The sequence below is a fragment of the Streptomyces sp. NBC_00988 genome, assembly GCF_045162645.1.
In the GTDB taxonomy this organism is placed as follows: Bacteria; Actinomycetota; Actinomycetes; order Streptomycetales; family Streptomycetaceae; genus Streptomyces.
In genome coordinates, this window is sequence record NZ_CP108730.1 from 822,301 (window position 1) to 848,113 (window position 25,813).

25 protein-coding genes are annotated in these 25,813 nt (G+C 70.2%); 7 read left to right on the top strand and 18 right to left on the bottom strand.

Translation table 11 applies throughout. The annotated features are described in order from the left end of the window. Positions 1-109: 109 nt before the first annotated feature. The gene (locus OG496_RS03835; protein WP_366492952.1) at positions 110-568 is read right to left on the bottom strand and encodes a DUF6194 family protein; all 459 of its coding nucleotides are present in this window, start codon (positions 566-568) and stop codon (positions 110-112) included. 47 nt (positions 569-615) lie between these two features. Between OG496_RS03835 and OG496_RS03840 the strand changes: the two genes are divergently transcribed. Next, the gene (locus OG496_RS03840; protein ID WP_405969564.1) at positions 616-1,374 is read left to right on the top strand and encodes a MerR family transcriptional regulator; all 759 of its coding nucleotides are present in this window, start codon (positions 616-618) and stop codon (positions 1,372-1,374) included. Here OG496_RS03840 and OG496_RS03845 read toward each other — a convergent pair. After that, entirely contained in the window at positions 1,346-1,474 is a 129-nt protein-coding gene (locus OG496_RS03845) for a hypothetical protein (protein WP_399388132.1), read from the bottom strand. The two genes, OG496_RS03840 and OG496_RS03845, sit on opposite strands and share 29 nt — an antisense overlap. Positions 1,475-2,054: 580 nt before the next feature. Here OG496_RS03845 and OG496_RS03850 point away from each other — a divergent pair. Beyond that, a complete protein-coding gene (locus OG496_RS03850) occupies positions 2,055-3,002 on the top strand; it encodes a chitinase (RefSeq protein WP_405969565.1) in 948 nt (315 codons plus the stop codon). A 47-nt stretch (positions 3,003-3,049) separates the two neighbouring features. On the opposite strand, the gene OG496_RS03855 is transcribed toward OG496_RS03850, so the two are convergent. From OG496_RS03855 to OG496_RS03865, 3 genes are all read right to left on the bottom strand, one after another. After that, positions 3,050-4,102, bottom strand: coding sequence for an LLM class flavin-dependent oxidoreductase (locus OG496_RS03855; RefSeq protein ID WP_405969566.1), 1,053 nt, complete (start codon positions 4,100-4,102; stop codon positions 3,050-3,052). 28 nt (positions 4,103-4,130) lie between these two features. Beyond that, positions 4,131-4,586: a MarR family winged helix-turn-helix transcriptional regulator gene (locus tag OG496_RS03860; RefSeq protein ID WP_405969567.1), complete on the bottom strand. Its 456-nt coding sequence runs from the start codon at positions 4,584-4,586 to the stop codon at positions 4,131-4,133. Positions 4,587-4,656: 70 nt separating this feature from the next. After that, positions 4,657-5,754: a PP2C family protein-serine/threonine phosphatase gene (locus OG496_RS03865; protein ID WP_405969568.1), complete on the bottom strand. Its 1,098-nt coding sequence runs from the start codon at positions 5,752-5,754 to the stop codon at positions 4,657-4,659. Between the two features lie 307 nt (positions 5,755-6,061). Between OG496_RS03865 and OG496_RS03870 the strand changes: the two genes are divergently transcribed. Next, positions 6,062-6,481, top strand: coding sequence for an ATP-binding protein (locus OG496_RS03870; protein ID WP_405969569.1), 420 nt, complete (start codon positions 6,062-6,064; stop codon positions 6,479-6,481). Positions 6,482-6,499: 18 nt separating this feature from the next. On the opposite strand, the gene OG496_RS03875 is transcribed toward OG496_RS03870, so the two are convergent. Genes OG496_RS03875 through OG496_RS03885 form a run of 3 tightly spaced genes read right to left on the bottom strand, consistent with a single transcriptional unit; the run spans position 6,500 to position 8,828 of the window. Beyond that, on the bottom strand, positions 6,500-6,727 hold the full coding sequence (locus OG496_RS03875) for a non-oxidative hydroxyarylic acid decarboxylases subunit D (RefSeq protein WP_366492651.1): 228 nt from the start codon (positions 6,725-6,727) through the stop codon (positions 6,500-6,502). Positions 6,728-6,777: 50 nt separating this feature from the next. Beyond that, on the bottom strand, positions 6,778-8,202 hold the full coding sequence (locus OG496_RS03880; RefSeq protein ID WP_399388141.1) for a non-oxidative hydroxyarylic acid decarboxylases subunit C: 1,425 nt from the start codon (positions 8,200-8,202) through the stop codon (positions 6,778-6,780). A 29-nt stretch (positions 8,203-8,231) separates the two neighbouring features. After that, positions 8,232-8,828 carry a non-oxidative hydroxyarylic acid decarboxylases subunit B gene (locus OG496_RS03885; RefSeq protein WP_366492649.1) on the bottom strand — a complete coding sequence of 199 codons (597 nt, stop codon included), beginning with the start codon at positions 8,826-8,828 and terminating at the stop codon, positions 8,232-8,234. Positions 8,829-8,916: 88 nt separating this feature from the next. Between OG496_RS03885 and OG496_RS03890 the strand changes: the two genes are divergently transcribed. Then, complete coding sequence (locus tag OG496_RS03890; protein WP_405969570.1) at positions 8,917-9,789, top strand: AraC family transcriptional regulator; 873 nt, start codon at positions 8,917-8,919, stop codon at positions 9,787-9,789. Then, a complete protein-coding gene (locus OG496_RS03895; RefSeq protein ID WP_405969571.1) occupies positions 9,786-10,475 on the top strand; it encodes a DUF402 domain-containing protein in 690 nt (229 codons plus the stop codon). Before OG496_RS03890 ends, OG496_RS03895 begins: the two co-directional genes overlap by 4 nt. On the opposite strand, the gene OG496_RS03900 is transcribed toward OG496_RS03895, so the two are convergent. Beyond that, positions 10,472-11,695 carry a cytochrome P450 gene (locus OG496_RS03900; RefSeq protein ID WP_405969572.1) on the bottom strand — a complete coding sequence of 408 codons (1,224 nt, stop codon included), beginning with the start codon at positions 11,693-11,695 and terminating at the stop codon, positions 10,472-10,474. The two genes, OG496_RS03895 and OG496_RS03900, sit on opposite strands and share 4 nt — an antisense overlap. A gap of 47 nt (positions 11,696-11,742) precedes the next feature. Beyond that, the gene (locus OG496_RS03905) at positions 11,743-12,825 is read right to left on the bottom strand and encodes a patatin-like phospholipase family protein (protein WP_405969573.1); all 1,083 of its coding nucleotides are present in this window, start codon (positions 12,823-12,825) and stop codon (positions 11,743-11,745) included. Positions 12,826-12,921: 96 nt separating this feature from the next. Here OG496_RS03905 and OG496_RS03910 point away from each other — a divergent pair, with 96 nt between their 5' ends. After that, entirely contained in the window at positions 12,922-13,590 is a 669-nt protein-coding gene (locus OG496_RS03910; protein ID WP_405969574.1) for a TetR/AcrR family transcriptional regulator, read from the top strand. 230 nt (positions 13,591-13,820) lie between these two features. Here the strand turns inward: OG496_RS03910 and OG496_RS03915 are convergent, their stop codons facing one another. Further along, positions 13,821-15,278 (bottom strand): MFS transporter, encoded by a 1,458-nt coding sequence (locus OG496_RS03915; RefSeq protein ID WP_405969575.1) that lies wholly within the window; start codon positions 15,276-15,278, stop codon positions 13,821-13,823. A 177-nt stretch (positions 15,279-15,455) separates the two neighbouring features. Between OG496_RS03915 and OG496_RS03920 the strand changes: the two genes are divergently transcribed. Further along, positions 15,456-15,911: a MarR family winged helix-turn-helix transcriptional regulator gene (locus OG496_RS03920; RefSeq protein ID WP_405969576.1), complete on the top strand. Its 456-nt coding sequence runs from the start codon at positions 15,456-15,458 to the stop codon at positions 15,909-15,911. Between the two features lie 59 nt (positions 15,912-15,970). Here the strand turns inward: OG496_RS03920 and OG496_RS03925 are convergent, their stop codons facing one another. From OG496_RS03925 to OG496_RS03955, 7 genes are all read right to left on the bottom strand, one after another. Next, the gene (locus tag OG496_RS03925) at positions 15,971-16,897 is read right to left on the bottom strand and encodes a hypothetical protein (protein ID WP_405969577.1); all 927 of its coding nucleotides are present in this window, start codon (positions 16,895-16,897) and stop codon (positions 15,971-15,973) included. A gap of 189 nt (positions 16,898-17,086) precedes the next feature. Further along, positions 17,087-18,571 (bottom strand): alpha-amylase, encoded by a 1,485-nt coding sequence (locus OG496_RS03930; protein WP_405969578.1) that lies wholly within the window; start codon positions 18,569-18,571, stop codon positions 17,087-17,089. Next, a complete protein-coding gene (locus OG496_RS03935; protein WP_405969579.1) occupies positions 18,568-21,288 on the bottom strand; it encodes an MGH1-like glycoside hydrolase domain-containing protein in 2,721 nt (906 codons plus the stop codon). The genes OG496_RS03930 and OG496_RS03935 overlap by 4 nt, the downstream gene beginning before the upstream one ends. Positions 21,289-21,389: 101 nt before the next feature. Further along, positions 21,390-22,571 (bottom strand): MFS transporter, encoded by a 1,182-nt coding sequence (locus tag OG496_RS03940; protein WP_405969580.1) that lies wholly within the window; start codon positions 22,569-22,571, stop codon positions 21,390-21,392. 113 nt (positions 22,572-22,684) lie between these two features. After that, entirely contained in the window at positions 22,685-23,335 is a 651-nt protein-coding gene (locus OG496_RS03945; protein WP_405969581.1) for a helix-turn-helix domain-containing protein, read from the bottom strand. Between the two features lie 53 nt (positions 23,336-23,388). Further along, positions 23,389-24,480, bottom strand: coding sequence for an FAD-dependent oxidoreductase (locus tag OG496_RS03950; RefSeq protein WP_405969582.1), 1,092 nt, complete (start codon positions 24,478-24,480; stop codon positions 23,389-23,391). Next, the gene (locus tag OG496_RS03955) at positions 24,477-25,805 is read right to left on the bottom strand and encodes an FMN-binding glutamate synthase family protein (RefSeq protein ID WP_405969583.1); all 1,329 of its coding nucleotides are present in this window, start codon (positions 25,803-25,805) and stop codon (positions 24,477-24,479) included. Before OG496_RS03955 ends, OG496_RS03950 begins: the two co-directional genes overlap by 4 nt. Positions 25,806-25,813: the final 8 nt, after the last annotated feature.

The window sequence follows — 25,813 nt, forward strand, 5'->3', positions numbered from 1 at the left end:
GACATCGCGATCATCGCTGTCTAACCGCAGGCCGGACACCCCCACCAGGTCCTTCGGGGCAATGATTCCCGCCGAAGACCCCTCCAACTGCCCGTAGGGGCACGAAGGTTCAGGACGTACGCCGCGCGAACCTCGCACGAGCGTCGTCATGCGCGCCCCGCAACAACTCCACGACCAACTCCCCCGTCTTCTCACCGGGATTGACGACGCAGATCCAGCCGAGCGTCCCGTACACCGGGTGCGGCAGCACGGTGTCGATGGCCGTGAAGTCGTGGGACGGGTTGATGGTGTGCGGCTCCTGCTCCCCCGTGAGTTCGCGGAACGCCGTACGACCGACGTGGATGTTGACGCGCCAACGCCCCGGAGGGTCAAGGTCGGACGCGGTGTCGTCGGGGTAGTTCTTGGTGACGACGGTGCCGTACGGCTGGACGTTCTGCGGCAGTTGACCGTCGGGGGCGTAGTAGAAGAAGGCGTCTCCCCAGGCGAGTTCGGGAAAGTCGCCGCCCGGTTCCGGTACCAGCACGAGGGCGCCGGTGAAGTCTCGTACGGTCGCGATGATCTGTTCCATACTCATGGTTCAAGCATGGCCTTCAAGTGCTTATGTGGGGTTGGGCGATGAGTGAGCCGACGAGCGGTCCGCAACAGGAGACGCTCAGGACCGCCGAGGTCGCGCGGGAGTCGGGGTACTCGGTGCAACAGGTGCGCGACCTGGAACGGCTGGGAGTCATCCCTCCGGCAGTTCGGTCGAGCAACGGCTACCGTTCCTACGCACCGCTGCACGTCAACGCCCTCCGCGCATATCGAGGGATCGCGGGTGCTGTAGGACCAGTCGCAGCACGGCAGTTGCTCGCCGAGCTGCGCACGAAGACGATCGCTGAGGCGGCCTCGGCGATCAACGAGGTGCATGTGCGGCTCGCGCAGGAACGCGAGGAGGCCCTGCGCGCCCGACAGGCGTTGGACGCGATCCAGACCGAGGCGGACACACCGGAGTTCGAGCGGGACGTCGAGCAGGACAGCGACGCGATGACGATCACCGAACTCTCCAGAGCACTAGGCGTACGCCCTTCGACCCTGCGCTTCTGGGAACAGGAGGGACTCGTCACCCCCGAGCGGGTGACCTCCCTCCAGGCCCGCCGCTACGACCTCTCCGCCATCAGGACGGCCCGCGTCGTCGCGGCCCTCCGCAGCACCAGTTACGGCATTCCGGCGGTGCGCGAGATCGTGGGGTCCCTGCATCGACTCGACGGCGCGGAAGAGGCCCAGCGTGTCCTGGCTGCACGTCTCGACCAGATCGCGCAACGGACCGTAGGACTGCTCCGGGCGGGGACGGACCTGGCAGCCGTCGTCACCGATCCTCGCCGCGCCCGAACCTGACGTAGGCGAAGAGTCCGAGGACGTTCCCGTAGGCGCAGATCGCGAGCCGGATCTGGGGCGGGAACCGCTGGGTGCGTGGGTGGTGTGCGATGTCGAGCATGCAGAGACCACGGGGAGGATCGCGATGAGCGGCACGATCGCGACGCGGGCCTTCGTGTCGCCGGCCCTGGGGTTCAGCGGGATGTCGACGACCGCGTGGTCGCCGATGCGGCGCCCGAACGGCTCGCCTTCGCCGTAGCTAGCCCTCGAACTCCCCGACGAGTCCGGTGACCGTAGCCAGGCCGTCGCCTCGAACCTTGTCGGTGAAGGCCTCCAGCGTCTGCGCGTTGAAGGACTCAACTACAGCTCGACCACAACTACAGCTCGACGTCACAGACGGCGTCACCACGGCATCACCCACAATCCACCGGACAGCCCCGCCCCCGGACACCCCTCACCGAATTCCCGCACCGGCCCGGTCAGTTCACGGTCAAGAGCCTTGACAGGGGATTGGTCTAGTCCAAATATGGTCGCTGTTCGTCCCGGTCAGGGGCGACTTCTCTCCTCTCAGCATGGGAGCGTCAATGAGACGATCTGGGCCTCTTCGCGCGTCGCTGTCCTGCGCAGCCGTAACCGCCTTGTCCGCAGGGCTTGTTGCCGTCGGCGGGGGTGCCGCGGATGCCTCGCACCGCGCTCGGCCCATGCCGGACCATGTGGCGGCGCCGTACTTCGAGGCGTGGACCGGTGAGAGCCCGGCGGCGCTCGCCGCCGCGTCCGGGAACAAGTACCTGACGATGGCCTTCCTGCAGACCGAGGCGGCCGGTTCGTGCTCGGCGTACTGGAACGGTCTGCCCGCCCAGCCGATCGCGAAGTCCACCTTCGGCAAGGACATCGCCACGATCCAGGCACGCGGAGGCAACGTCATCCCGTCCTTCGGCGGCTACGCGGCGGACACCACCAACACCGAACTGGCCGACAGCTGCACCGATGTCGACGCCATCGCGAAGGTCTACGAGAGCCTGGTCACGACCTACGGCGTGAGCCGGATCGACCTCGACATCGAGGCCGACTCCATCAACAACACGGCCGGTATCGACCGCCGCAACAAGGCGATCGCCAAGGTGCAGCGCTGGGCCCAACGCATCGGCCGCAGCGTGGAGTTCTCCTATACGCTGCCGACCACCACCACCGGTCTCGCGCCCAACGGCGTCGCCCTGCTGCAGAACGCCGTCGACAACGGCGCGCGCGTGGACGTCGTCAACATCATGACGTTCGACTACTACGACGGCGCAACCCACGACATGGCGGAGGACACCAAGACCGCCGCAACCGGCCTGCACTCCCAACTCGCCGCGCTCTACCCGAAGAAGAACCCGGCGAAGCTGTGGAAGATGATCGGCGTCACCGAGATGCCCGGCATCGACGACTTCGGCCCGGCGGAGACCTTCACCACGCAGAACGCGGTCACGGTGAAGAAGTGGGCCGTCGCCCGGGGCATCAACACGCTCTCGTTCTGGGCACTTCAGCGCGACAACGGGAATTGTGTGGGCACCGGCGGCGCCAACAACTGCTCCGGGATCGCCCAGGACACCTGGTACTTCAGCCACACCTTCAAGTCGTTCACGCGCGACTTCGGCTACGACCACTAGCGGCTCGGCGGACCGCGTGTCGCCGCCTCCCCCAAGGCGGCGTCGCGTCAGTCCTGCATCATCTCGCGCACCAGCGGCGCGACCTTCGTGCCGTACAGCTCGATGTTGGTCATGAGGGCGTCGTGGGGCATTCCGGTGATGCCGTACTTCAGGTTGAAGCGGGTCGCGTCGAGGGTCTTGAGGGTGTCCGTGATCTTGCGGGCCACGGTCTCGGGAGATCCGACGTGCAGGGCGCCGCCGGGGCCGACGTCCCGCATGAGGCTCTCGCGGGTCGGGGTGCGGAAGCCGCGTTCCCGCGCCACGCTCGCGATCAGCTGCTGGAAGGCCGGCACGAATTCCTCCACCGCCTGTTCGTCGGTGGCGGCGACAGGGCCGGGCGCGTGCACGCCGATGGGCCGTGCGGGGTGGCCGAACTCCGCCAGCGCCCGCCGGAACAGCTCGGAGAACGGGGCGAAGCGGGCCACGTCCCCGCCGATGATCGCCAGCATCAGGGAGAACCCGTACTGGGCGGTGCGGATCACCGACTGGGGACTGCCTCCGACGCCGATCCAGGTGGGGATCGAACCCGTCTCGCTGTGCGGGTACACGGAGACACCGTCGAGGGCGGCACGGGTGGTGCCGGACCAGGTGACGGGCTTCTCCTTGAGCAGTTCGGCGAAGAGGGCGACCTTCTCCTCGAAGAGCTCCTCGTAGTCGTTGAGCTCGTAGCCGAAGAGCGGGAAGGACTCGGTGCTCGACCCTCTGCCAAGGATGACTTCGGCGCGGCCCGCGGACACGGCGTCGAGAGTGGCGTAGCGCTGGAAGACGCGGACCGGGTCGTCCGAACTGATCACCGTCACGGCCGAGTTGAGGCGGATATGCTCGGTGCGCGCGGCGATGGCCGCGAGGACGACGTCGGCGGCCGACAGAGGCATCGACTCAGTGTGGTGCTCGCCGATGCCGAAGTGGTCGACGCCCACCTGGTCGGCGAGGACGCCTTCCTCGACGAGGCGGCGGATCGCCTGGCCGTGGGTCAGCGGGGTGCCCTCGGCGTCGTTCGTGACGTCACCGAAGGTGTCCAGGCCGAGCGTGATGTCGAAGGGGGTGGTCGGGGTGGTCATCTCATGCTCCTCGGGTCTGCTCGGTGGGTCAGGTGGCGATACGGCGCATCACGCCGAGGAGCCGGGTCAGGTCGGCGGCGTCGACGTGGTCGAGGACATGGCGCCGGACGCTGGACAGGTGGGCGGGCCATGCCTCCTGGAGGCGGGCGAGGCCCTGGTCGGTGAGGACGGCGTTCCAGCCGCGGGCGTCCTCGGCGCACCGCTCCCGTCCGACCAGTCCCTGCGTCTCCAGGCGGGTGACGATGCGGGTCATGCCGCTCAGCGAGAGGTTGCAGACGGACGCGAGCTCGCTCATGCGCATGCGCCGGTCCGTGGCCTCGGAGAGGTGCATGAGGGTCGTGTACTCGGACAGCGGCAGGCGCTGCTCGCGCATCATGTCGGCGTCGACGGCCCGGGGCAGCACGAGCATCACCCGCGCGAGTTCGCGCACCAGCTCCTCCTCGTGCGGACTCATGGGGCGCAGTGGCTGCTCGGGCGTGGTCATGCCACCAGTTTACTTGATTGACGAAACAAGCAAGTCGGGTGAACTGTGCGGCGGGGCGGACCTGCGGCGCTCAGCGGCCGGGAGGGATCTCTTCGGTCGTGGTCGCGTGGCCGTGATAGCGCAGCAGGAGCATCGCGGCGTCGTCGTGGAGCGGTCCGGCCGTGTGGCGGACCAGGTCCTCGCGCAGGGAGTCGAGCGCGCTCTGCGCGTCGGGTTCCTTCAGCAGGTGCGCCCGCTCGCCCAGCGGATAGAACGTGCCGTGGTCGTCGCGGGCCTCAGTGACGCCGTCGGTGTACAGCAGCAGTTGCTCGCCCGGCGCGAAGCGCACGGAGAACGGCTTCGGGCTCTCGCTGCCCTGGGCGCCGCCCAGGCCGAGCGGCGGGGCGTAGGAGGGCGGTACCGGGAAGTCGGCGGTGCCGTTGCGGCGGACGACCATCGGGGGCGGGTGGCCGTAGTTGAGGAAGAGCACCTCGTGGTCCGTGCCGATCTCGGCGAGGACGGCGGTCACGAACTTCTCGTCGGACAGCACGCGGGAGACGCTGCGTTCCAGGCGTTCGCCGAGTCCGACGAGGTCGGGTTCGTCGTGCGCGGCCTCGCGGAACGCGCCGAGCACCACGGCGGCCGTCTCGACGGCGGCGAGACCCTTGCCCTGTACGTCGCCGACGATCACCCGCACGCCGTGCGGCGAGGCGACCACCTCGTACAGGTCGCCGCCGATACGGGCCTCCGCGACGGCCGAGGTGTACGACACCGCCGCCTGGAGGGGTCCCGCGGTCAGCGGCACGGGTCGTAGAAGAACTCGCTGCGCGACCTCCGCGATGGAGCGCACGCTGGCGAGTTCGGCCTCGCGGCGGCCACGCATCACGGCGGCGGCGATGCCCGCACCGGTCACGCCCACCACCGACACCATCGCCAGGAAGCCCCGGCGTTCCTGGAACAGGCCGTCGTAGAGGCCGAGTCCGACGCACAGGGCGAGCGCGGCCGCGCCGAACCACGCGGTACGGCGCCAGCCGCCGACCAGTCCGGCGAAGGCCGGGCCGAGGGAGGCCAGCGGGAGGAAGCCGAGGCCCGGCCCCGTGACGATGTCCCCGACCGCCACCACCGCCATCACCGCAGCGGGCAGCCAGGTCAGCACGGAAAGACTGCGCTGCGGCTTCGCTGCGGCCATGGTCCACTCCAAGGGCGTCGCGGCTTTCGGGGGCCGCCTTCCGCAGGGGCCCCTCCCCCACCTTTGGACATCCCAAGGCTGCCAGGCAATCCCCTCGGCGTGCCCGGCGCTTTACCCAATTGAGTCCGAGAGCGGACATTTCCTGATCGACGACAACCAGTCGACAACCATCTGCCGCCGCCTGGTTGCCGATCACGGACTCAGGGCAAGTGAAGTGTGTAGGACCGGCCGCGCAAGGTCTGCGGCGGCCCCGGTGCGGTGACGCCGCGGGGATACCGGGTTGTCCTAGGAGGGGAAGTGATTCGCCATGCGTACGCATCGGCGTACCCATAGGCGTTCTGTACGCGTGGAGTACCTGCTGCCCGACGAGGCCGCGTCGGCGGGTCAGGCACGGAGGCTGACCTCGGAGTTCCTCGCGCGGTCCCGCCATCAGTTGGCGCGGGTGGACGCGGAGCAGATCGACGACGCGACGCTGATCGTGTCCGAACTCGTCGCCAACGCGACCGAGCACGGCCGCGGCGAGTGCCGGCTGCGCCTCCAACTGTCCGACGAGCGCGTCACGGTCGAGGTCTACGACGACAACCCGGCCCCGCCGCGCGTGCGGCCGATGACGGTCGAGACCGAGAGCGGCCGCGGCCTGGCCATGGTCCGCTGCCTGGCCCACCGCCTCGACGTCACGCCGCTCACCGGGGGCGGCAAGCGGGTGCGGGCGATCCTGGCGATCTGACCCCGGCGGACGGTCGGTTCAGCCGACGCGCAGCGGCGGTACGACGGGCACCTCCGGCGCGGCTTCGATGTCGGCCTGCGTCATCCGGAACTCGACGGGGTACGCCTCGCGCCGGGTGCGGCGGTCGGGTTCGGTGGTGCGCCACATGTAGAGGCAGCGGACGCATTGGAGTACGTCCCACACTCCGGGGACCGGCGAGGTGGTCACGGTGTCGACCGTGTCGTGGGCGCAGCGGGGGCAGATCATGACGGGTGACTCCTGAGGTCGGGTCGGTGCACTGGGCGTCCAGTGGGCTTTCAGCGGGCGGCGATGAGGGCGCGCAGCCGGTCGGCCCACTCGGGGGTCTCGGGCAGGTCCCGTACCGGGGTGTCGAAGTGGCCCCGGTTGTCCGGTGCGACCGGGGTCGTGGCGTCGATGATCATCTTGCTGGTGATTCCCGGGGTGTTGGCGGCCGGTGCCAGTGCCATGACCGACAGGTTGGGGACGATGATCACGTCGTCCTGGGGGTTCACCTTCGCGGACATCGCCCACATCACCTGGGGCAGGTCGAAGGGGTCGACGTCCTCGTCCACCACGATGACCTGCGTGACGTAGCCGAGGCCGTGCGGTGTCGTCATCGCGCGCATGCCGACCGCCTTGGCGAAACCGCCGTAGCGCTTCTTCGTCGAGACGATCACCGCGAGGCCGTGGGTGTACATGGCGTTGACTGCCTGCACCTCCGGGAATTCGGCGCGGAGTTGCTTGAGGAGGGGGACGCAGGTGTTGGGGCCGACGAGGTAGTCGACCTCGGTCCACGGCATGCCGAGGTAGAGGGACTCGAAGACCGGGTTCGTGCGGTAGGAGACGCGGTCGACGCGGATCGTCGGCATGCGTCGGCCGCCGGAGTAGTGGCCGGTGAACTCGCCGAAGGGGCCCTCTATTTGACGCTTGCGGCTCTCGACCACGCCCTCGATGACGACCTCGGAGCCCCAGGGGACGTCGAAGCCGGTGAGGGGTGCGGTGGCGATGGGGGCGGGGGCGCCGCGCAGTGCGCCGGCCATCTCGTACTCGGACTGGTCGTAGCCCATCGGCATGCCGGCGACGATCGTGATGACGGGGTCGTTGCCGAGGGTGATCGCGATGGGCAGGTCCTCGCCCGACTCCTCGGCGGCGTGCAGGTGTTGGGCCACGTCGTGCATGGGGACCGGCTGGAAGGCGAGGCGGTCGCGGCCGATGACCTCGATGCGGTACGTGCCGACGTTCTGCTTGCCGAAGTGGTCCGGGTCGCGCGGGTCGCGGGAGACCACGGCGGCCTTGTCGAGGTAGAAACCGCCGTCGCCGTCGTTGAGCCGGAACAGCGGGAGGACCTTGAACAGGTCGATGTCGGCGCCCTGTTGGGTGTTCTCCCGCCAGGGCGCGTCCTCGCGGCGCTCCGGTACGACCGGGAAGGCGTCCCAGCGGCGGGCGAACTCCTCGACCTGCTCGCGCACGGAGGTGTCCGGGGGCAGTCCGAGGGCGAGGGCGTGGTTGCGCCACGAGCCGTGGACGTTCATCGCGATCCGGGCGTCCGTGAAGCCCTTCACGTTGTCGAAGTAGAGGGCGGGGGCGCCCTCGCCGATGCGTCCGGCCGCGTTGGCGGCGGCGGCCAAGTCCGGTTCGGGGAGGACCTGTTCGGTGATCCGCAGCAGTTGGTCGTGCTTGTCCAGGGTGTCCAGGAAGCTGCGGAGGTCGTCGTAGGGCATGGGGGCTCCGTACGTGAAGGGGTGGCGTCTCAGGCGGCGGGGTGGATGCGGGCGTCGCGGGCGGGGCGCATGCCTTCCCAGCGCCTGGCGGCGGGGGCGGGCAGGTCGAGCTGGTCGAGGACGCGGGAGGTGATGTGGGTGACGATGTCGTCGACCGAGGCGGGGTGGTTGTAGAAGGCGGGCATCGGCGGCACGATGCGGACGCCCTTGCGCGCGAGGTCGAGCATGTTCTCCAGGTGGATCTCGCTCAGGGGTGTCTCGCGCGGTACGAGGACCAGCGGGCGGCGTTCCTTGAGGATCACGTCGGCGGCCCGGCCGATCAGTCCTTCGGCGTAGCCGGTGCGGATGCCGGCCAGGGTCTTCATGGAGCAGGGCACGATCACCATGCCGTCGGTGCGGAACGACCCGGAGGCGATGGTGGCCCCCTGGTCCTCGGGGCTGTGGACCACGTCCGCCAGCTCGGCGACCTCTCGGGCGGTGCGTCCCGTCTCCAGCTCCACGGTGGTCCGGGCCCAGCGGCTGAGGACGAGATGGGTCTCCACCTCGGGCAGCTCGGCGAGCTGCTCCAGCAGCCGGACACCGAGGACGGCTCCGGTCGCCCCGGTCATGCCCACGATCAGTCGCACGTCGCCCAGCTCCTTGCCCAGTTCGGTCTCTGCGCTTTCGACCGTAGGAGCAGTTCGGTGGCCGACAAGGGTAGGCTCGGGACTCACCATGGGAAAAAACGGTCAGCATCGGTCCGAGATCACGGACGTGGCGTACCGTCCGTCACTCAGCGCGCCCATCGGTATGGACATCGTGGGATTCACCGAGCTGCTGGCGCGCGGTGCGCGTCGTGGCATCGACCTGTCGGCACCGCAGCGGCCGGACTTCCACCACCTGATCCATGTCACCGAGGGCACACTGCGCCACCGGGTGGACTTCACGGACTGCACGGTGGAGGAGGGCGGCTGGCTGTGGGTGAGCTCGGGACAGGTGCACCAGTACGTCCCCGCCGACCTGATGACGACCCGCGGCACGATCGTCATCTGGCAGCCCGGCTTCGTCCTGGCCGATCCCCCCTTCGACCAGTCACCCCTGCTCCCGACGGGCCCCCACGCCCGAGCGGCACGCCTGACACTCCGTCACCTCACTCACGAATACGCCGACTTGGCCTCGCTCCCGCTCGACGCCCACCTCCAGACGCTCCGCATGCTCCTCTCCGTCCTGCTGCTCCGCCTCTCCCACGTGCGCCCGGACCCGGTGTCGTCCGCACCGCCCGACGACACGTTCCGCCGCTACAGCGCCGCCCTGGAACGCGACTTCCGCACCAGCCACCAAGTAGCCGACTACGCGGCCGCCTTGGGCTACAGCCCGCGCACCCTCACCCGCGCGACCCTCGCGGCGACCGGCACCACCGCCAAGCAGTACCTCGACGCCCGCATCCTCCTGGAGGCCAAGCGCCTCCTCGTCCACACCGACGCGACGGCGGCGGACGTCTCCCGCACGCTCGGCTTCGGCGAGCCGACCGACTTCGCGAAGTTCTTCCGCAAGCGGGAGGGTCGTACGCCCCTTGAGTTCCGGGCGGTGGCACGCGGGCAGACATGAGGGAGCCCGACCAACCGGAGGTGGATATGCGGGAGTTCCAGCCGGGTGAGACCGCCGTACGGCGTGATGTGTTCCGGCGGAAGGTGTGGAGTGCCCATGCGTTACGGGTCGTCGAGGACACCACCGAGGCGCTGGTTCTGGGGTGCCGGCCGGGCGCGGAGTCGTTGGCGCCGACGACCTGGATCGAATCGCTCCTCACCGGTGACGAGACCGCCCGACTGCGCGCCCTGTCGAACCTGGCCGACGGCAACTGGCAGCTCGGCCACTGGACTTGGCGGGACACAGTCCATCTCCAATGGGTGCCGCCCGACAGTTGGTTCAGCGTCAACGCGTTCTTCGACACCGCGGGACACGGTCAACTCACGTACTGGTACGTCAACTTCCAGCATCCGATGCGCCGCACACCCATCGGCTTCGACACCTTCGACCTGCTGCTGGACCTGGTGGTCGTGCCCGACCTGTCGCGGTGGGACTGGAAGGACGAGGACGAGTACGCCCACGGCCGCCGGTTGGGGGTGGTGAGCGAGGCCGATCACCGGGCGGTGGAGAAGGCTCGCGAGGAGGTGATCGCGATGATCGAGGGTGGTGTCGGGCCGTTCGCCGCGGAACGGGGGTTGGGGAAGTGGCGCTACGAACCCCACTGGCCCGACCCTCAACTGCCCACCGGTGTCCTGGACTTGGGCTAGTCAGTACCGCCCGGATCTCCTGAGGGGCGGATACGCACCGGCAGTTCACTCAAGCCCCGCAGTAGCGTGCTCGTTCGCCATGTCAGTGTCGCGGGGTCGGTGGCGAGGGCGAGGTCCGGGCAGTGGTGCAGGAGGAGGCGTGCGGCGATGGCGGCCTCGGTGCGGGCCAGGGGTGCTCCCAGGCAGTGGTGGAGGCCGTGCCCGAAGGCGAGGTGGCCGGGGCCCCGGCGCCCTAGGTCGAAGCGGTCGGGTTCGGGGAAGTGGAGGGGATCACGGGAGGCCGCGGCCAGAGAGATCTGTACCGCGTCCCCCGCCGGGATGCGGGTACCCGCGAGGTCCAGGGACTCGGCCGCGAAACGGAACGCGGTGGCGTGCACGGGCGAGTAGTGGCGCAGCGCCTCCTCCACGGCGGCACCGGCCAAGTCCGGTTCGGCACGCAGCAGTTCGAGCTGGTCGGGGTGGGTGAGCAGGGCATGGACGGTCGCGGAGATCAGATTGACGGTCGTCTCGTGGCCGGCGACCAGGAGGAGGAAAGCCATCCCGAGGAGTTCCTCGGAGGTGAGCGGCGACTCGGCGGCGGGCTCACGAGCCACGCCGACCAGATCACTGAGCAGGTCGGCCTCTTGCGTGCCGCGCTTCCGGTGGATCGACTCGAACAGGTAACCGCCCAGAGCGGCGGCGGCCGAGGCGCCCGCCTCGGGCGAGGCGGGCATGACGAGCTCGTTCGACCAGGCGTGGAACACCGTACGGTCAGCGACGGGCACCCCGAACAGATCGCAGATCACCGTGACGGGCAGCGGCAGGGCGTACCAGCTGACCAGGTCCACGGTCCCCCGCCCCGGCAGCTCGCCGAGCAGATCGACGGCGATCTCCACGATGCGCGGCCGGAGGGCGGCGATCCGCGCGGACGTGAAGTGGCCCGCGACCAGCCGCCGTAGGCGCGTGTGGTCCGGCGGATCGGTCTGCAGCATGTTCCGGCCGAGGGCGTGGCCGCCGTCGTCCTGCCAGGTCGAGGAGTACCGGATGTCGTTGCGCAGGCGCGGATCGGTCAGCGCGGCCCGGGCCGCGTCCCGGGTGACGACCAGCCAGGCCTCACCACTGCCCGGCACCAGCACCCGATGCACGGGCCCGCGCTCACGCAGGGCCGCGTAGACGAGGTGGGGATCGGCGGCCAGGTCGAGGCCGTCGGGGGTCAGGTCCTGCAGAGTGGGTGCCGTCACGGCACTCCTTTCGATGGTCACCGGGGATGTGCGGGCATGATTGGTCGCTACGACACCTGCCCCAGCCCGCGTGACGACCGGCCCACCGGAACGCAGGGCCTTGCCGTCACCCGCCGCCGCGCCACACGGCATACACCGCGTACGCGAGAGCCATCGCCTGGGCGTGGCCGACTCGGGCGACGGGAGAGGGAGTTCAAGGCGCGGCCCACCGCATGCCCAGCTGCGCGATCGGGGGTCCGGCACGGCACTCCTTTCGATCGATACGGGCCGCTCGGGGCCGGGCCGGTCAGCCACCGCCGCGCCACACTGCATGCACCGCGCGCGAGAGCCGTCGCCTGGGCGTGGCCGGCTCGGGCGGCTGCCGGGCGGCGGGCGTCGGCGGTCAGGTCGCGGCCCATCGCGTGTCGGGCCTCGCGATCGGGGGTCAGGAGGGTGATCTCGGCTCCCTGGGCGGCGAGTTGGGCCGCCTGCTGCTGGGCGCTGGGGTGCGGGCCGACCGCCGTGGGGATCGGCGCGGCGGCCAGGACGTGGCGGTGGTCGGCGGCCAGGTACAGGTTGGCGGTCGTGCGGCTGCCGCCGTCCATCCAGCGGCGGCCCGCGGCCGTGACGGGCGGCGAGACGAGGGGGACGGCGCAGTTCGCGGCGACCGCTTCCAGGAGGGTGACCTTCGAGTCGGCGTCGAATGTCTCCAGGGCCCCGGACGCGGCGTCGACGGCTGCGATCCGCAGGGCGCGGTCGGGCCAGTCCCGTGCACCGCGCAGCAACGTGCCGACCGCGTCGAGGAGTTCGGACTCGGGTCCGCTGCGCGCGCCGAGGGCGGCACGGCCGAGCCGTTGTACGGAGCGCTGTGGATCTCGGGATCCCAGCGCCGCCCACAGGAAGCGCATCGTCTGGGCCGCGGTGACCCGCAGCTCCACCTTGTCGGCGCGGGTCACTTGACGTTCGTACGACTCCTGCGGTGTCTCGCCGGCCGCGAGCCGGGCGCCGAAGATCGCGCCCACGGAGGTGCCGATGATCACGTCGGCTCGGCCGAGGTCGACCCCGGACTCCGCGAGACCCGCGAGCACGCCTGTCATCCACGCCCCGCCGACCGGCCCACCACCCCCCAGGACCAGTGCCGTGCCCTGCATGACGCCCCCCCGCCGTCGAAGTGGGGACTACTCCCCACTTGATGGATCGACGATAGCATCACTACCGGGGAGCACTCCCCACCAGCTCGGAGGACGATGATGACGGGCCCGAACGACGCGACGGCACCTGCGCGACGCCGCGATGCGCGGCGCAATCGGGAGTTGCTGATCGAGGCCGCCCACGCCGTCTTCACCGAGCAGGGGCTGCACGCACCGATCGACGTGATCGCCCGCCGCGCGGGCATCGGCAACGCCACGCTGTACCGGCACTTCCCCACCCGTGCCGCGTTGGTGGACGCGGTCTTTCGCGACCTGCTCGCCGACACGATGAGCATGGGCGAGCAGGCGCGCGCGGCCGAGGATGCGTGGGCCGGGCTGACCGGCTATCTGGAGACCGTCTTCGCCGGTCTGACCGCCGACCGTGGCACCAACGACCTGATGACCACCCACCTCGACGGCGTCGAATCGCTCCAGGCCGTGCACGCCCACAACCGCCGCACCGTGGAACTGCTGCTGAGCCGGGGCCGCGACCAGGGCACGGTCCGTGCGGATGTCACCCCGGAGGACGTCCTGTTCGCCCTCGCCGCCCTGGGCCGCACCGTCCCGTCCCTCACGGCGGCCGCCGGCCCCGACGCCTGGCGCCGCCCCCTCGCACTCCTTCTCGACGGCCTGCGCGCCACCCCCGCGACGACCCCGCTCCCCTCCCCCGCCCTCACCGCGACCCAGCTCAACGACGCACTGCAGGGTCTCGGGCCGCGCAACTGAGCGGATTTCGGCGCGAGTTCACCGCCGCAGACCGGTCTACGGCCGTGCGCCGACCGCAGTTGGCCCCCAGCCCCGTCCAGGACCGGCACCCCACATCCGGCCGGCTCACCGCAAGGGCCGCTGCCCACCCGGGAGTTGACGACCGCGCAGCACGCTGCCCGGCGCAGAAGACCGATCCCTCGATCCTCCGGCGCCGGGCAGCACACCCCCGTACGTTCAGCCCACCGAGGTCAGGACTCGACCCCCGCCTCCTCCAGCGCGCCGACCGGCTCGGGCTTCTCCTGGCTCGGTGCGGCCTGCCGTACCGCCGGGATCGCCGCCGCGACCAGGGCCGCCAGCAGCGCGACGCCGCCGCCGATGATCAGGCCCGTGCGGAAGCCGCCCTCGGAGGTGAAGGTGTAGCCGCCTGCCGTGGTGGTCATCTGGGAGAGGACCACGCCGATCACCGCGGCGCCGATGGACGTGCCGAGGGCGCGCATGAGGGAGTTGAAGCCGTTGGCGGCGGCGGTCTCGGAGAGCGGGACCGAGCTCATGATGAGGGCGGGCATCGCGCCGTAGGCGAGGCCGACGCCGCTGTTGATGACGAGGCAGACGAGCATGAGGCCCCACGCGGAGCCCATCAGGCCCATCGACAGGGCGTAGCCGGCGGTGATGACGAGGACACCGCTGATCAGGGTGAACTTCGGGCCGCGGGCGTTGGTGAGCTTTCCGCCTAGCGGGGAGACGATCATCATCATGATGCCGCCGGGCGCCATCCACAGGCCGGCCGCGAGCATCGACTGGCCCAGGCCGTATCCGGTGGCCGCGGGGAACTGGAGCAGCTGCGGCACGACCAGCATGCTGGAGTACATGCCGACGCCGACGAAGACCGAGGCGATGTTGGTGATCAGGACCCGGGGTCGGGCCGTGGTCCGCAGGTCGATCAGCGGGTCGCCGGTGCGCAGCTCCCACACGCCCCAGGCCAGGAAGGCCACGACGGCGACGGCGAACAGGCCGAGGACGGTGCCCGAACCCCAGCCCCAGTCCGCACCCTTGGAGATGCCGAGCAGCAGGCAGACCAGGCCGACGGCCAGCCCGAGGGCGCCGGGCACGTCGAAGCGCTGACCCTTGGCGGCGGCCGGTACGTCCGGGATCAGGAACCAGATCAGCGCGGCGACGCCCGCGGCGAGGGCGGCCGAACCCCAGAACAGGGCACGCCAGTTGGCGTACTGGGCGACGGCCGCGGCGATCGGCAGACCGAGCCCACCGCCGATGCCCATGGAGGCGCTGACCAGTGCGATGGAGGGGCTCAGCCGCTCCTGCGGTACGACGTCCCGCAGCAGGGCGATGCCCAGCGGGATCATGCCCATGCCGATGCCCTGGAGACCGCGTCCGACGATCATCGGGACGATCGAGGAGGACAGCGCGCACACCACCGAGCCCACGATCAGCGGGACGGAGCAGGCGAGCAGCATGCGGCGCTTGCCCAGCAGGTCGCCGAGGCGGCCGACGACCGGCACACAGACCGCGGCCACCAGCAGTGTGGCGGTGATCACCCACGCGGCGTTCGAGGACGAGGTGTGCAGCATCGTCGGCAGGTCGGCGATGAGTGGCGTGACCAGCGTCTGCATGATCGCCGCGGTGGTGCCGGCGAAGGCCAGCGTGGCGACCACGCCGCCTGCGCGGGCTGAAGGCTGGGGGGCGTCCATGACGGGACTCCTCGGCATGTCTGTTCAGTCGGGATGTGAAGGAATATGCATCGTACACATCATATGTATCGACCATGTGATGGGGATGATGCATACCGTCGTGCGAGGATGGGCCGGGCCGCCCCTAAGCGCAGGACACGGCGGCGGCATCGGCAGGAAGCAGGAGGCAGCGGACCGATGGACAGGCGCACGCGCGAGATCGAGTACGAGCAGATGCTTCTCAGCCGGCACGGGCTGCTCGCGCAGAAGGGCGGGCGCCGCAAGGACGGCGTGCTGGAGCGCAGCGCCTACATCCTGTTGAGCCGGATCCGCATCCAAGGGCCCATGTCCATCGGCGAGTTGAGCGACGCCTTCGGTCTCGACACGTCCACCCTCAACCGGCAGACGGCGGCCGCCATGCGGTCCGGCCTGGTGGAGCGCATCCCCGATCCGCAGGGCGGCATGGCCCGCAAGTTCCGCATCACGGACCAGGGCGCGCGGATGCTCGACGACGAACGCGAGGGTCTCGTCCAGGCCCTGGACCAGATCATGGACGGCTGGTCGGACGAGGACATCGACACCTTCGCGGCTTTTCTACGACGCTTCAACACCGACATCGAGCGGCTCGGCGGGCGTCCCTGGCCACGGCCGTGAGCCCCGCCCCGTGACAACTCACGGGACGGGGCGGTCAGTTCACGCCGGGCGTGGCTGTGTCAGGAGGAGCGGCGGGCGCGGCCGGCCGCGTAGACCCCGCCGGCACCCAGGGCGATCACCAGGGCCGCACCGCCCGCTATGAGGCCGACCGGCGCGTTGGAACCGGTCTCCGCCAGCGGCTGGTTGCCACCGTTCGGCGTCGCCTTCGGAGTGGGCGAGGGCGACGACTTCAGCGGCGGGACGTGCGCGGAGGTGGGAGGCGTCGTCGACGGCTTGGGGCTGGCCGGCGGGGTCGACTCCTCGGCGGGAGGCGTGCTGTCGGCCGGGGTCGACGGCGTCGCGGGCGGCGCCGAGGCGGGCTGCGTCGGCGTCGGGGTAGGCGAGTCCGGCGTGCTCGGGGTGCACTCCTTGTCACCGCCGTTCCAGGCCGCGATGAGGTGGTAAGGCGTCATGATGTTGTCGGGTTGGTACGGCAGGGGGCCGTGGCCCTCGCCCGTACCGCCGTCGTAGGTGACGTCGTCGCCGTACAGGTCGATCTGGCCGTAGCAGTCAGGTGACTTGACCTTCAGCTGCTGCCAGGTGTGCTGGGCGTCGCTCGCGCCGGCGACGTCCTTGGCGGTGAGGTAGACCGTGGCCTTGTCGACCATGGTCTGGTGGCCGGAGTTGTACCAGTTGGGGCCCTCGGCGGTGTACTCGGCGAGGGAGACGGGGTACTTGCAGCTGTCCCCGACGCTCTGGTCGGGAGCCAGCCGGACCTCGACGGTGCCGGGGATGGTGTCCCATTGGAGGAACCCGCCCTGCGAGGTCCAGTCGGCGCCGACAACGTTTCCATCGGCGCCGACGATGCGGTACTGCACGGTGGCGGACTGGCACGCGTCGGCGTCGGTGGCGCTCGCCGGGCCGGCCGCGAGCACGGGCGCGGCGGCGGCGATGAACGCGGTGGCCGCGAGGGCGGACAGGGATTGGAGGTGGTGCGAACGTGACAAAGTGAGCCTCGACGATGGTAAAAGGTGTGGGAGGTGGCAGAGCGAGCGGCGGGCGCACGAAAGGAAACGATCGAGGCGTGCGCGACCGGACCGCTCGCATGTGCTCCGCTCAGCGTAGGCACAGCGAAGCAAGCTGAATTCTTGTCACCTTTCACAACTCCCGTCAATCCTTCACCAGTTGGCCACAGGTCAAGATCGGGGCATCACCGCGAGTAGATGCCGGCGCAGGCCCTCCAACTCGACGTAGAGACCGGGGTCGACCAGTTCGTCGCCGTCCCGGTCGTAGGTCAAGTCGCCGAGGAGTTCCGTGAGTTGGCGGGAGCCGCCGCGCAGGTCGGGCCACGGGAGGCGGACCCGGCCCTGGGCCGGCTGTTCGGAGAGGTTCACGACGACGAGGTGGCGGCTGGATTCCGTTGTCCAGGACCAGGCGATCAGGTTCTCGTGGGTGGGGTTGTCCGGCCAGCCCGTGCAGTCGAGCAGCTGCCACTCCCCTCCCGTGCGCATGCCGGAGGAGGCGACGGCCGCGAGCAACTGGTGGTGGAACGCGAGGAGTTCCTTGTCGACGGGCTCCTCCGGCCGACGGGAGAGGAAGACCGGCGGGCGTACCCGTCGCCCCTCGAACTGCCCCTCGTGCCAGAGCGTCGCGCCGGGCAGGGTCGCGATGGTGACGGCCGCCGCCCGTTCCCGCTCGGGCGACAGGGTGGCGGCGGCCCGGGGTTCGTCGTGGTTCTCCAGGAAGCGGACCAGGCCGCGCTGGTAGCGGACGTCGGCCTGAAGATGGCCGCGCACCGACTCGGCGCCCTCGTGCAGCAGCCGGTCGTAGAGGCGCTTGTCGTAGCAGTGGTCGAACCCCTGTTGCTGCAGGGCCCATTCGAGGTCCCAGTACGCCTCGGCGACGAAGAGGAAGTCGGGGTGCCGCTCACGGACCCTGGGGATCGTGTACGGCCAGAAGTCCTCGGCCGGTGCCGTGCCGGCCCGTTCGCCCCAGGTCTTCGCGAAGACGTCGGTCATCAGCAGCATGGCCATGTCGCAGCGCACGCCGTCGGCCTGGTCGGCGATCGAGGCGAGGGTGTCGACGGCCGCCGTGCGCAACTCGTCGCTGAAGGCGTTGAGTTGGACGACGTCGGGCCAGGGCGCGAAGTACGGGTCGCGGCCACGGGCGAAGACCTTGCCGCCCGCTTCCAGGAAGGCGGCGGGGACGCGCGCCAGGTCGTCCCGGGTGCCCTGGACGAGGCAGCCGGGGCGTTCGGTCAGCCAGGGATGGTCGGGAGCCACGTGGTTGGGGACGTAGTCGAGGATCAACCGGACTCCACGGGAGGCCAGTTGGGCGCGGGCCGCCGCCAGCCCCTCCGGGCCGCCGAGGGACGCGTCCACGACGTAGTTCCGGACGCAGTACGGCGATCCGGCGACGTCCTCCGGGCGGAGGTCGGGCAGTGCCGCCCGGAACGACGCCTGGAGCGAGGCGTCGCGCAGCGCGATCTCCAGTCCGGCCGGGCTGCGTTCCCACACGCCCATGAGCCAGACGGCGTCGACGCCCGGGAGGGCGACCTCGTCCCAGTCGGGCGCGGGCACCTCGCCGAGGGTGACGGTACGGCCGTAGCGGCTGCTCAACTCCCCCAGCCAGATCAGGGTGTTGATCTCGTAGATCACGGGGTGCTCGGGCCAGGCGGTCATGACAGGGGCTCCTCTCGGTCGCCGGTCGGGCGGAGACTCTCGCGGCCCCGGGCCGACCATTCGCCGTCGCCCAGGGTGTGGAAGAGGGTGGCGGTGACCGCGGACAGGCCGGTCCAGCCGGTCTGGTGGGAGGCGCCGAGACCGGCCCCGTTGTCGCCGTGGAAGTACTCGTAGAAGAGGATCAGGTCCTTCCAGTGCGGGTCCTTGGCGAACTTGGCCTGGGCGCCGTGCACCGGCCGGTGTCCGTCGGCGTCGCTGAGGAAGGTCGCGGTGAGGCGGTCGGCGATCTCGCGGGCGACCTCGTAGAGCGTGAGTTGTCGGCCCGATCCGGTGGGGCACTCGACGGTGAACTCGGCGCCGTGGAAGGCGTGCAGGTTGAGCAGCGCGCGGATCAGCAGCAGGTTGACCGGGAACCACACGGGGCCGCGCCAGTTGGAGTTGCCGCCGAACATCCCGGAGTCGGACTCGGCCGGCAGATAGCCGACGCCGTACGACTCCCCGTGCACCTCGAAGGTGTACGGGTGGTCGGCGTGGTACCGGGAGAGGGAGCGGATGCCGTGCGGGCCGAGGAACTCGCCCTCGTCGAGCATCCGGGACAGGATGCGCCGCAGCCGGTCCTCACCGAACAGGGCGAAGAGGTAGCGGCCGTCGGCGTTCGGGCCCAGCGCCTCGTGCGAGGAGATGGTGGCCTCGACGGCCGGATGGCGTTCGATGAACTCCCTTGCCCCTGCGACCAGTTCAGGGAAGCGCTGGTCCGCCCAGCCGCCGACCAGGCTGGTGGCCGCGAGCGGGATAAGTCCGACGAGCGAGCGGACCTTGAGCCGGGTCGCCGTGCCGTCGGGCAGCCGCAGCACGTCGTAGAAGAAACCGTCCTCCTCGTCCCACAGGCTCGCGTTGTCGGCGCCGATGCGGTTCATGGCGACGGCGATCCACGCGAAGTGCTCGAACAGGGACTGCGCCTGCTCGATGTAGACGGGGTTGTCGACGGCCAGCTCTATGGCGATCTCAAGGAGGTTCTGGCAGTACAGCGCCATCCACGCCGTGCCGTCGGCCTGGTCGAGATGGCCGCCGGTGGGGAGCGGGGCGCTGCGGTCGAAGACGCCGATGTTGTCGAGGCCGAGGAAGCCGCCCTGGAAGACGTTGTTGCCGTCGGTGTCCTTGCGGTTGAGCCACCAGCTGAAGTTCTTCATCAGCTTCTGGAAGGCGTTCTCAAGGAAGGCGCGGTCGGCCTTGCCGGTGCGGTGCTTCTCCAGCTCGTAGAGGAACAGGGTGGCCCAGGCGTGCACGGGCGGGTTGACGTCGCCGAAGTTCCATTCGTACGCCGGGATCTGGCCGTTGGGATGGAGGTAGAGGCGGCGCAGCAGCAGGTCCAACTGGCCCTTGGCGAAGGTGAGATCGACCATCGACAGGGCGACGGTGTGGAAGGCGAGGTCCCAGGCCGCGAACCACGGGTACTCCCAGGTGTCCGGCATCGACATGATCTCGTCGTTGACCATGTGGTACCAGTTGCTGTTCCGCACCCGGGGGTCGGAGGCGAGCGGGTCGACGCCGTGCTCGGAGAGCCAGCGCTCGACGTCGAGGTAGTAGTACTGCTTGCTCCACAGCATCCCGGCCAACGCCTGCCGCACCAGCCGCCGTTCGTCGACCGACGCGTCGGCGGAGGTGATGCCGTCGTAGAACTCGTCCGCCTCCGCGCGCCGTTGGGTCATGACGGTGTCGAAGTCGCCGGTCCAGTCGGGCAGTTCGGAGGCACTGAGGCGCAGGCGGACGGTGGCGCTCTGGCCGCCCGGGATGGTCAGCACGTGGTGGACGGCGGCCTTCGTGCCGGTCCGGTCGGGGTTGACAGCGCCGGTCTCGCCTCCGACGACATGCCGGTCGATGCCGTCCTTGACGTACGGGGACGAGTTCGAACTGCCGAAGATCTTCTCGTTGTTGGTGTCGTTCTCGGTGAAGAGGGTCTCCGCGTCCGCGTCGCAGTACAGCCAGCGCGGGCCCAGCTCCTCGTGGTCGGCGCGGAGCGGGCCGCCGGGTTCCTGGTGGATGGACGGTACGGCGGTGCCGCCGGCCCAGGACCAGGTGTGCCGGAACCAGAGGGTCGGCAGCAGGTGCAGGGGTGCCTCGTCGGGGCCGCGGTTGTGCGCGGTGATCTCGATCAGCAGGTCGTCGGGGCCGGCCTTGGCGTACTCGACGAACACGTCGAAGTAGCGGTCCTCGTCGAAGATGCCGGTGTCGAGGAGCTCGTACTCGAAGTCGCCACGCCCCCGTGCCTGATTGGTGGCCTTGAGGTCCTCGTACGGGAACTCCGACTGCGGGTATTTGTAGAGGTACTTCATGTACGAGTGCGTGGGCGTGCTGTCGAGGTAGAAGTAGTACTCCTTGACGTCCTCGCCGTGGTTTCCCTCGGAGTTGGTGAGGCCGAACATCCGCTCCTTGAGGATCGGGTCGCGGCCGTTCCACAGCGCGAGCGCGAAACACAACCGCTGCTTGTCGTCGCTGACGCCCGCGATGCCGTCCTCGCCCCAGCGGTAGGCGCGGGAGCGTGCCTGGTCGTGGGTGAAGTACGACCAGGCGTCACCGCTGTGGCTGTAGTCCTCCCGTACGGTCCCCCACTGCCGCTCGCTCAGATAGGGACCCCAACGGCGCCAGGGCACCCCGGACTCGTCCGCCTCGGCCAGCCGTCGCCGCTCGGCGTCCGGCGTGTCACCGCTCGTCCCCATCGTGTGTCCTCCTCGTAGCCCGGCACCTTCCCCAAGACTCCGGTGTCTGGCGCGCGACGGCAACGGATACAGGGCCGACCATGCGGATGGCTGCTTCTCGTTCATCTCCGGGTTCGGGCGGAGTGTGTGAGAACCACCGTGACTGCCAGCAGAAACGCCATTACCGCCGCGATCGGCGCCACCAGGAACGCCCCGGCGCTGCCGTGGCCGTCGGCCAGATATCCGGCCAGCGCCTGCCCTGTCGCGGTGCCGAGCGGGCCGCCCGCGCACAGGATCGTCAGGGCGACGGTCGCCCGGTCGGCGGGTGCGAGGCGTTCGGTGAGGGCGTAGAGGCTGATCAGGTACGGGGCGACCGTCACTCCGGCGACGGCCATGGCTGCGGGAAGCGCGTGTCCCCTCTCCCCGGCCAGCAGGGTGAGCGCGCCCAGCAGCAGCGTCGCGGCGAAGGTCACATACCGCTGACGGAGGGTGAAGCGTGCGGGGAGCCAGGCGCAGGCGGCTCCTGCCAGGGCGCTGCCGATGCCGAAGACGGCGTAGAGGAGACCTGCGCTGCCCGGGTGACCGCTCTCGTTCGAGTACGCGGTGACGCCGGTCTGAACGGCGCCGAAGATCGTGCCCATCGCGGCCATGGCGAGGAACATCGCGGCAAGTGGCAGGCGGGGCAAGGGAGTTCGCGCCGTGTGCGTGCTCTGCCGGAGTTCGGTGCTCCCCCGGGTCAGGGACAGGGCGAAGGGCAGGGTGGCCAGGACGAGGAGGGCGATGGCGGCCAGGGTCGGCGCTGTCGGGCCGAGGGCGGTGAGCAGTCCTACGAGCGCGGGTCCGGCGACGAAACTGATCTCGTCGGCAGTCGCCTCGTACGAGAAGGCGGTCGGTATGAGGTCGGGCCGGGCGCGGGCGTGCAGCAGGCGGGACCAGTGGACCCGTACCAGGGGGCCGACCGGGGGTTGGGCGAGCCCGGACAGGGCGGCGGCTGTCAGCATGCTCGCGCGGCCGGTGTGGCTCGCCGCGACGAGGGCGGTCAGGGCGGCCGCGTTGGCGAGTGCGGTGACCGCCCCGACGAGGCGGTGGCCGTGGCGGTCGGCCAGGGTTCCGGCGATCGGGGCGCCGATCGCGTTGGCGATGCCCTGGGCCGCCGCGGCGAGTCCGGCGAAGGCGTAACTGCCGGAGGCGGCCTGGACGAGGACGAGCGTCGCGAGCGACGAGGTGGCATAGGGCAGGCGGGCCAGAAAGCCCAGCGGGAAGAAGGCCGCGCCGGGCACACGCAGCAGGGATCGGTACGCCATCGGCGTCTCCCGTGAACACGTCGAAGAGACGCGCCACCCCAGCCACCAACGCGTAGACGATCCCTGTTCTGCCGCGCAGCCTAGCGAGCGAACGGGCCTGTCACCAGAGCGTTTCAGTCCCTTCCGTGATCACCGAAAGCGGTGACGGACAGGAAGCGGACGGGGAGTTCGAGCAGCTCCTGGGGGCCGTGTGCGCCCTCGCCGTCGAGTTGGAGGGCGTCGCCGGGTCGCATCGTGTAGGCCGCCTCTCCATGGCCGTAGACCATGACGCCTTCGAGCATGAACAGCAGCTCGGTGCCGGGGTGTTGGAAAAGGGGGAAGACCTCGCTGGACTCGGTGAGGGTGACCAGGACGGCTTCCATGCGTTTGTGGGGGCCGCGCAGGGCGCCGAGGAGTTCGTAGAGGTGGCCGACCCGGCTGCCGCGGCGGATGATCTGGGCGCCGTGGCCGGCGGGAACGTAGACGGCCTCGCGTTCGGTGTCTACGCCGCGGAAGAGGGCCGTGACCGGGACGTTCAGGCCGGTGGCGAGACGGCCGAGAGTGGTGAGGCTGCACGACGTGTTCGCGTTCTCGATCTTCGAGAGCATCGCTTTCGAGATGCCGACCCGGGCCGCCATCTCCGCCACCGACAGACCGGCCGCGATCCGGTAACGGCGCACCTGCCGGGCGATCGCGGTCTCCAAGTCCACCGGCCCGTCAGCCTGTTCGGGGGTGATCTCCCGGTCGGGCAGCGCGGCTGCCCGGTCGTCGTGGTCGGTGCCCATGGCGGTCATTCTGCCTGATGGGCGTGTGTTTGCCGGGAGTTGCGGGTCGGGGGTCATCGGCCGAGCGCGAAGCGTGGGTGGGGCTCGGCACGGCCCAGGGCGAGGTCGGCGGCCATCCTGCCGACGAGTGGCGTGAACTTGGCTCCGTGGCCCGAGCACGGGGAGACGACCACGAAGGGGCCGCTCCGGTCGAGCACGAAGTCCTCGTCGGGGGTGGTGGTGTAGAGGCAGCTCGCCTCGGCGACGGGTGTGGGGTCCAGGCCCGGGAGCGTACGTTCCACCCACGCGGTGACCTTGTCGCGCGAGGCCGGATCGACAATGCCGGTGCGGGTGTCCGCAGTTGTGGGGGTGCCCTCGTCGTGCTGGGCGACCTTCAACGCCGGGAGCGGTCCGCCGTCGCTGCCGGAGGGGAGGCCGTAGAGGTTCAGTTCGTCCTTGTGGACGAAGACAGGCCAGTTCACTGACGGGTCGCGGCGGCGGAAGTGGAACACCTGCTGTTGGGTCACCCGGAGGGGCGGCAGGGGCTCGGGAATGCCTAGTGGGGCGGCGAGTTGGGGCAGCCAGGCGCCGGACGCGATCACGACCGTGCCGGCGACGACAGTGGGGCCGTCCGAACTCAGGGCAACACGACCGTCGTTGCGGACCTCCGCACCGGTGACACGGACGCCGGTGAGGACGCGGGCACCCAGTTCGGCGGCCCGTCGTACGGCGGCGGCCACCGTCGCGTCGGCGTCGACCGTGCCCGCGTCCGGGTGGTGGAGCACAGGACCGTCGAAGCGGAACTGCGGCCAACGGTCCGTCGCTTCGGCCGCGGTCAGCAGTTCGTGCGGTACGGCGGCTGCCGCCAGGATGTCGGCGATGCCTTCCGGGTCGCGGCCCGCGCCGAAGTCCAAGCCACCGGTGAGGCGCAGCAGTTGGGTGCCTGTGTCGCGCTCCAGCTCCTGCCAGAGTTCGCGGGCCTCGCCGGTCAGGCGGACGTAGAGGGGGTCGGCGTAGGCGCGGCGGTAGATGCGTGAACTGCCGTGGGAGCTGCCGGACTTGTGGCCGGTCTCGTTGGCCTCGATGAGGGTGACCTCGTGGCCTTGCCGGGCGAGTTGCCAGGCCGTGGCCGCGCCCATGAGGCCCGCTCCTACGACGGCGATCACAGGGCGGCTCCGGAGGTGCCGGGGATCCAGTCGGTGCCGGCGAGGGGGACGCGGGCCATGGCGGCGGACTCGATGGTGAGGGCGACCAGGTCCTCGGGCTCCAGGTGGTGGAGGTGCGCCTTGCCGCAGGCGCGGGCGAGGGTCTGGGCCTCCATGGTGAGGACGCGGAGGTAGTTGGCGAGTCTGCGTCCGCCTTCGACCGGGTCGAGGCGGGCGGCGAGTTCCTCGTCCTGGGTGGAGATGCCGGCCGGGTCGCGGCCGTCCTGGAAGTCGTCGAAGTAGCCGGCCGCTGAGCCGAGTCGGCGGTACTCGGCGTCGTGGCGGGGGTGGTTGTCGCCGAGGGCGATCAGGGCGGCGGTCCCGATGGCGACCGCGTCCGCGCCGAGCGCGATGGCCTTGGCGACGTCGGCGCCGGTGCGGATGCCGCCGGAGACGATGAGTTGGACCTCGCGGTGGACGCCGAGTTCCCGAAGTGCCTGCACCGCCTGGGGAATCGCGGCGAGGGTCGGGATGCCTACGTGCTCGATGAACACGTCCTGGGTGGCGGCTGTGCCGCCCTGCATGCCGTCGACGACCACGACGTCGGCGCCCGCGTGGACGGCGAGCTTCACGTCGTAATAGGTGCGTGTCGCGCCGACCTTGACGTAGATCGGCTTCTCCCAGTCGGTGATCTCACGGAGTTCGCCGATCTTGATGGTGAGGTCGTCCGGACCGGTCCAGTCGGGGTGGCGGCAGGCGCTGCGCTGGTCGACGCCGACGGGCAGGGTGCGCATCCCGGCCACCCGGTCGGTGATCTTCTGACCGAGCAGCATGCCACCGCCGCCGGGCTTGGCACCCTGGCCGAGGACCACTTCGATGGCGTCGGCCTTGCGGAGGTCGTCGGGGTTCATGCCGTAGCGGGACGGCAGGTACTGGTAGACGAGGTGTTTGGACTGCCCGCGTTCCTCAGGGGTCATGCCGCCGTCGCCGGTGGTGGTGGAGGTGCCGGCCGCGCTCGCCCCGCGCCCGAGCGCCTCCTTGGCGTTCGCGGACAGCGCGCCGAAGCTCATGCCGGCGATGGTGACCGGGATGTCCAGGTGCAGCGGGTACTTGGCGTTGCGCGCGCCGAGGACGACGTCGGTGTCGCAGCGCTCGCGGTAACCCTCCAGCGGGTAGCGGGACATGCTGGCGCCGAGGAAGAGCAGGTCGTCGAAGTGCGGGAGGGGTCGCTTCGCGCCCCAGCCCCGGATGTCGTAGACGCCGGTCGCGGCGGCCCGTTGGATGGCGTGGATGGTGGCGCGGTCGAAGGTGGCCGACTCGCGCAGGCCGTGGGACGCGAAGTCCATGAACGATG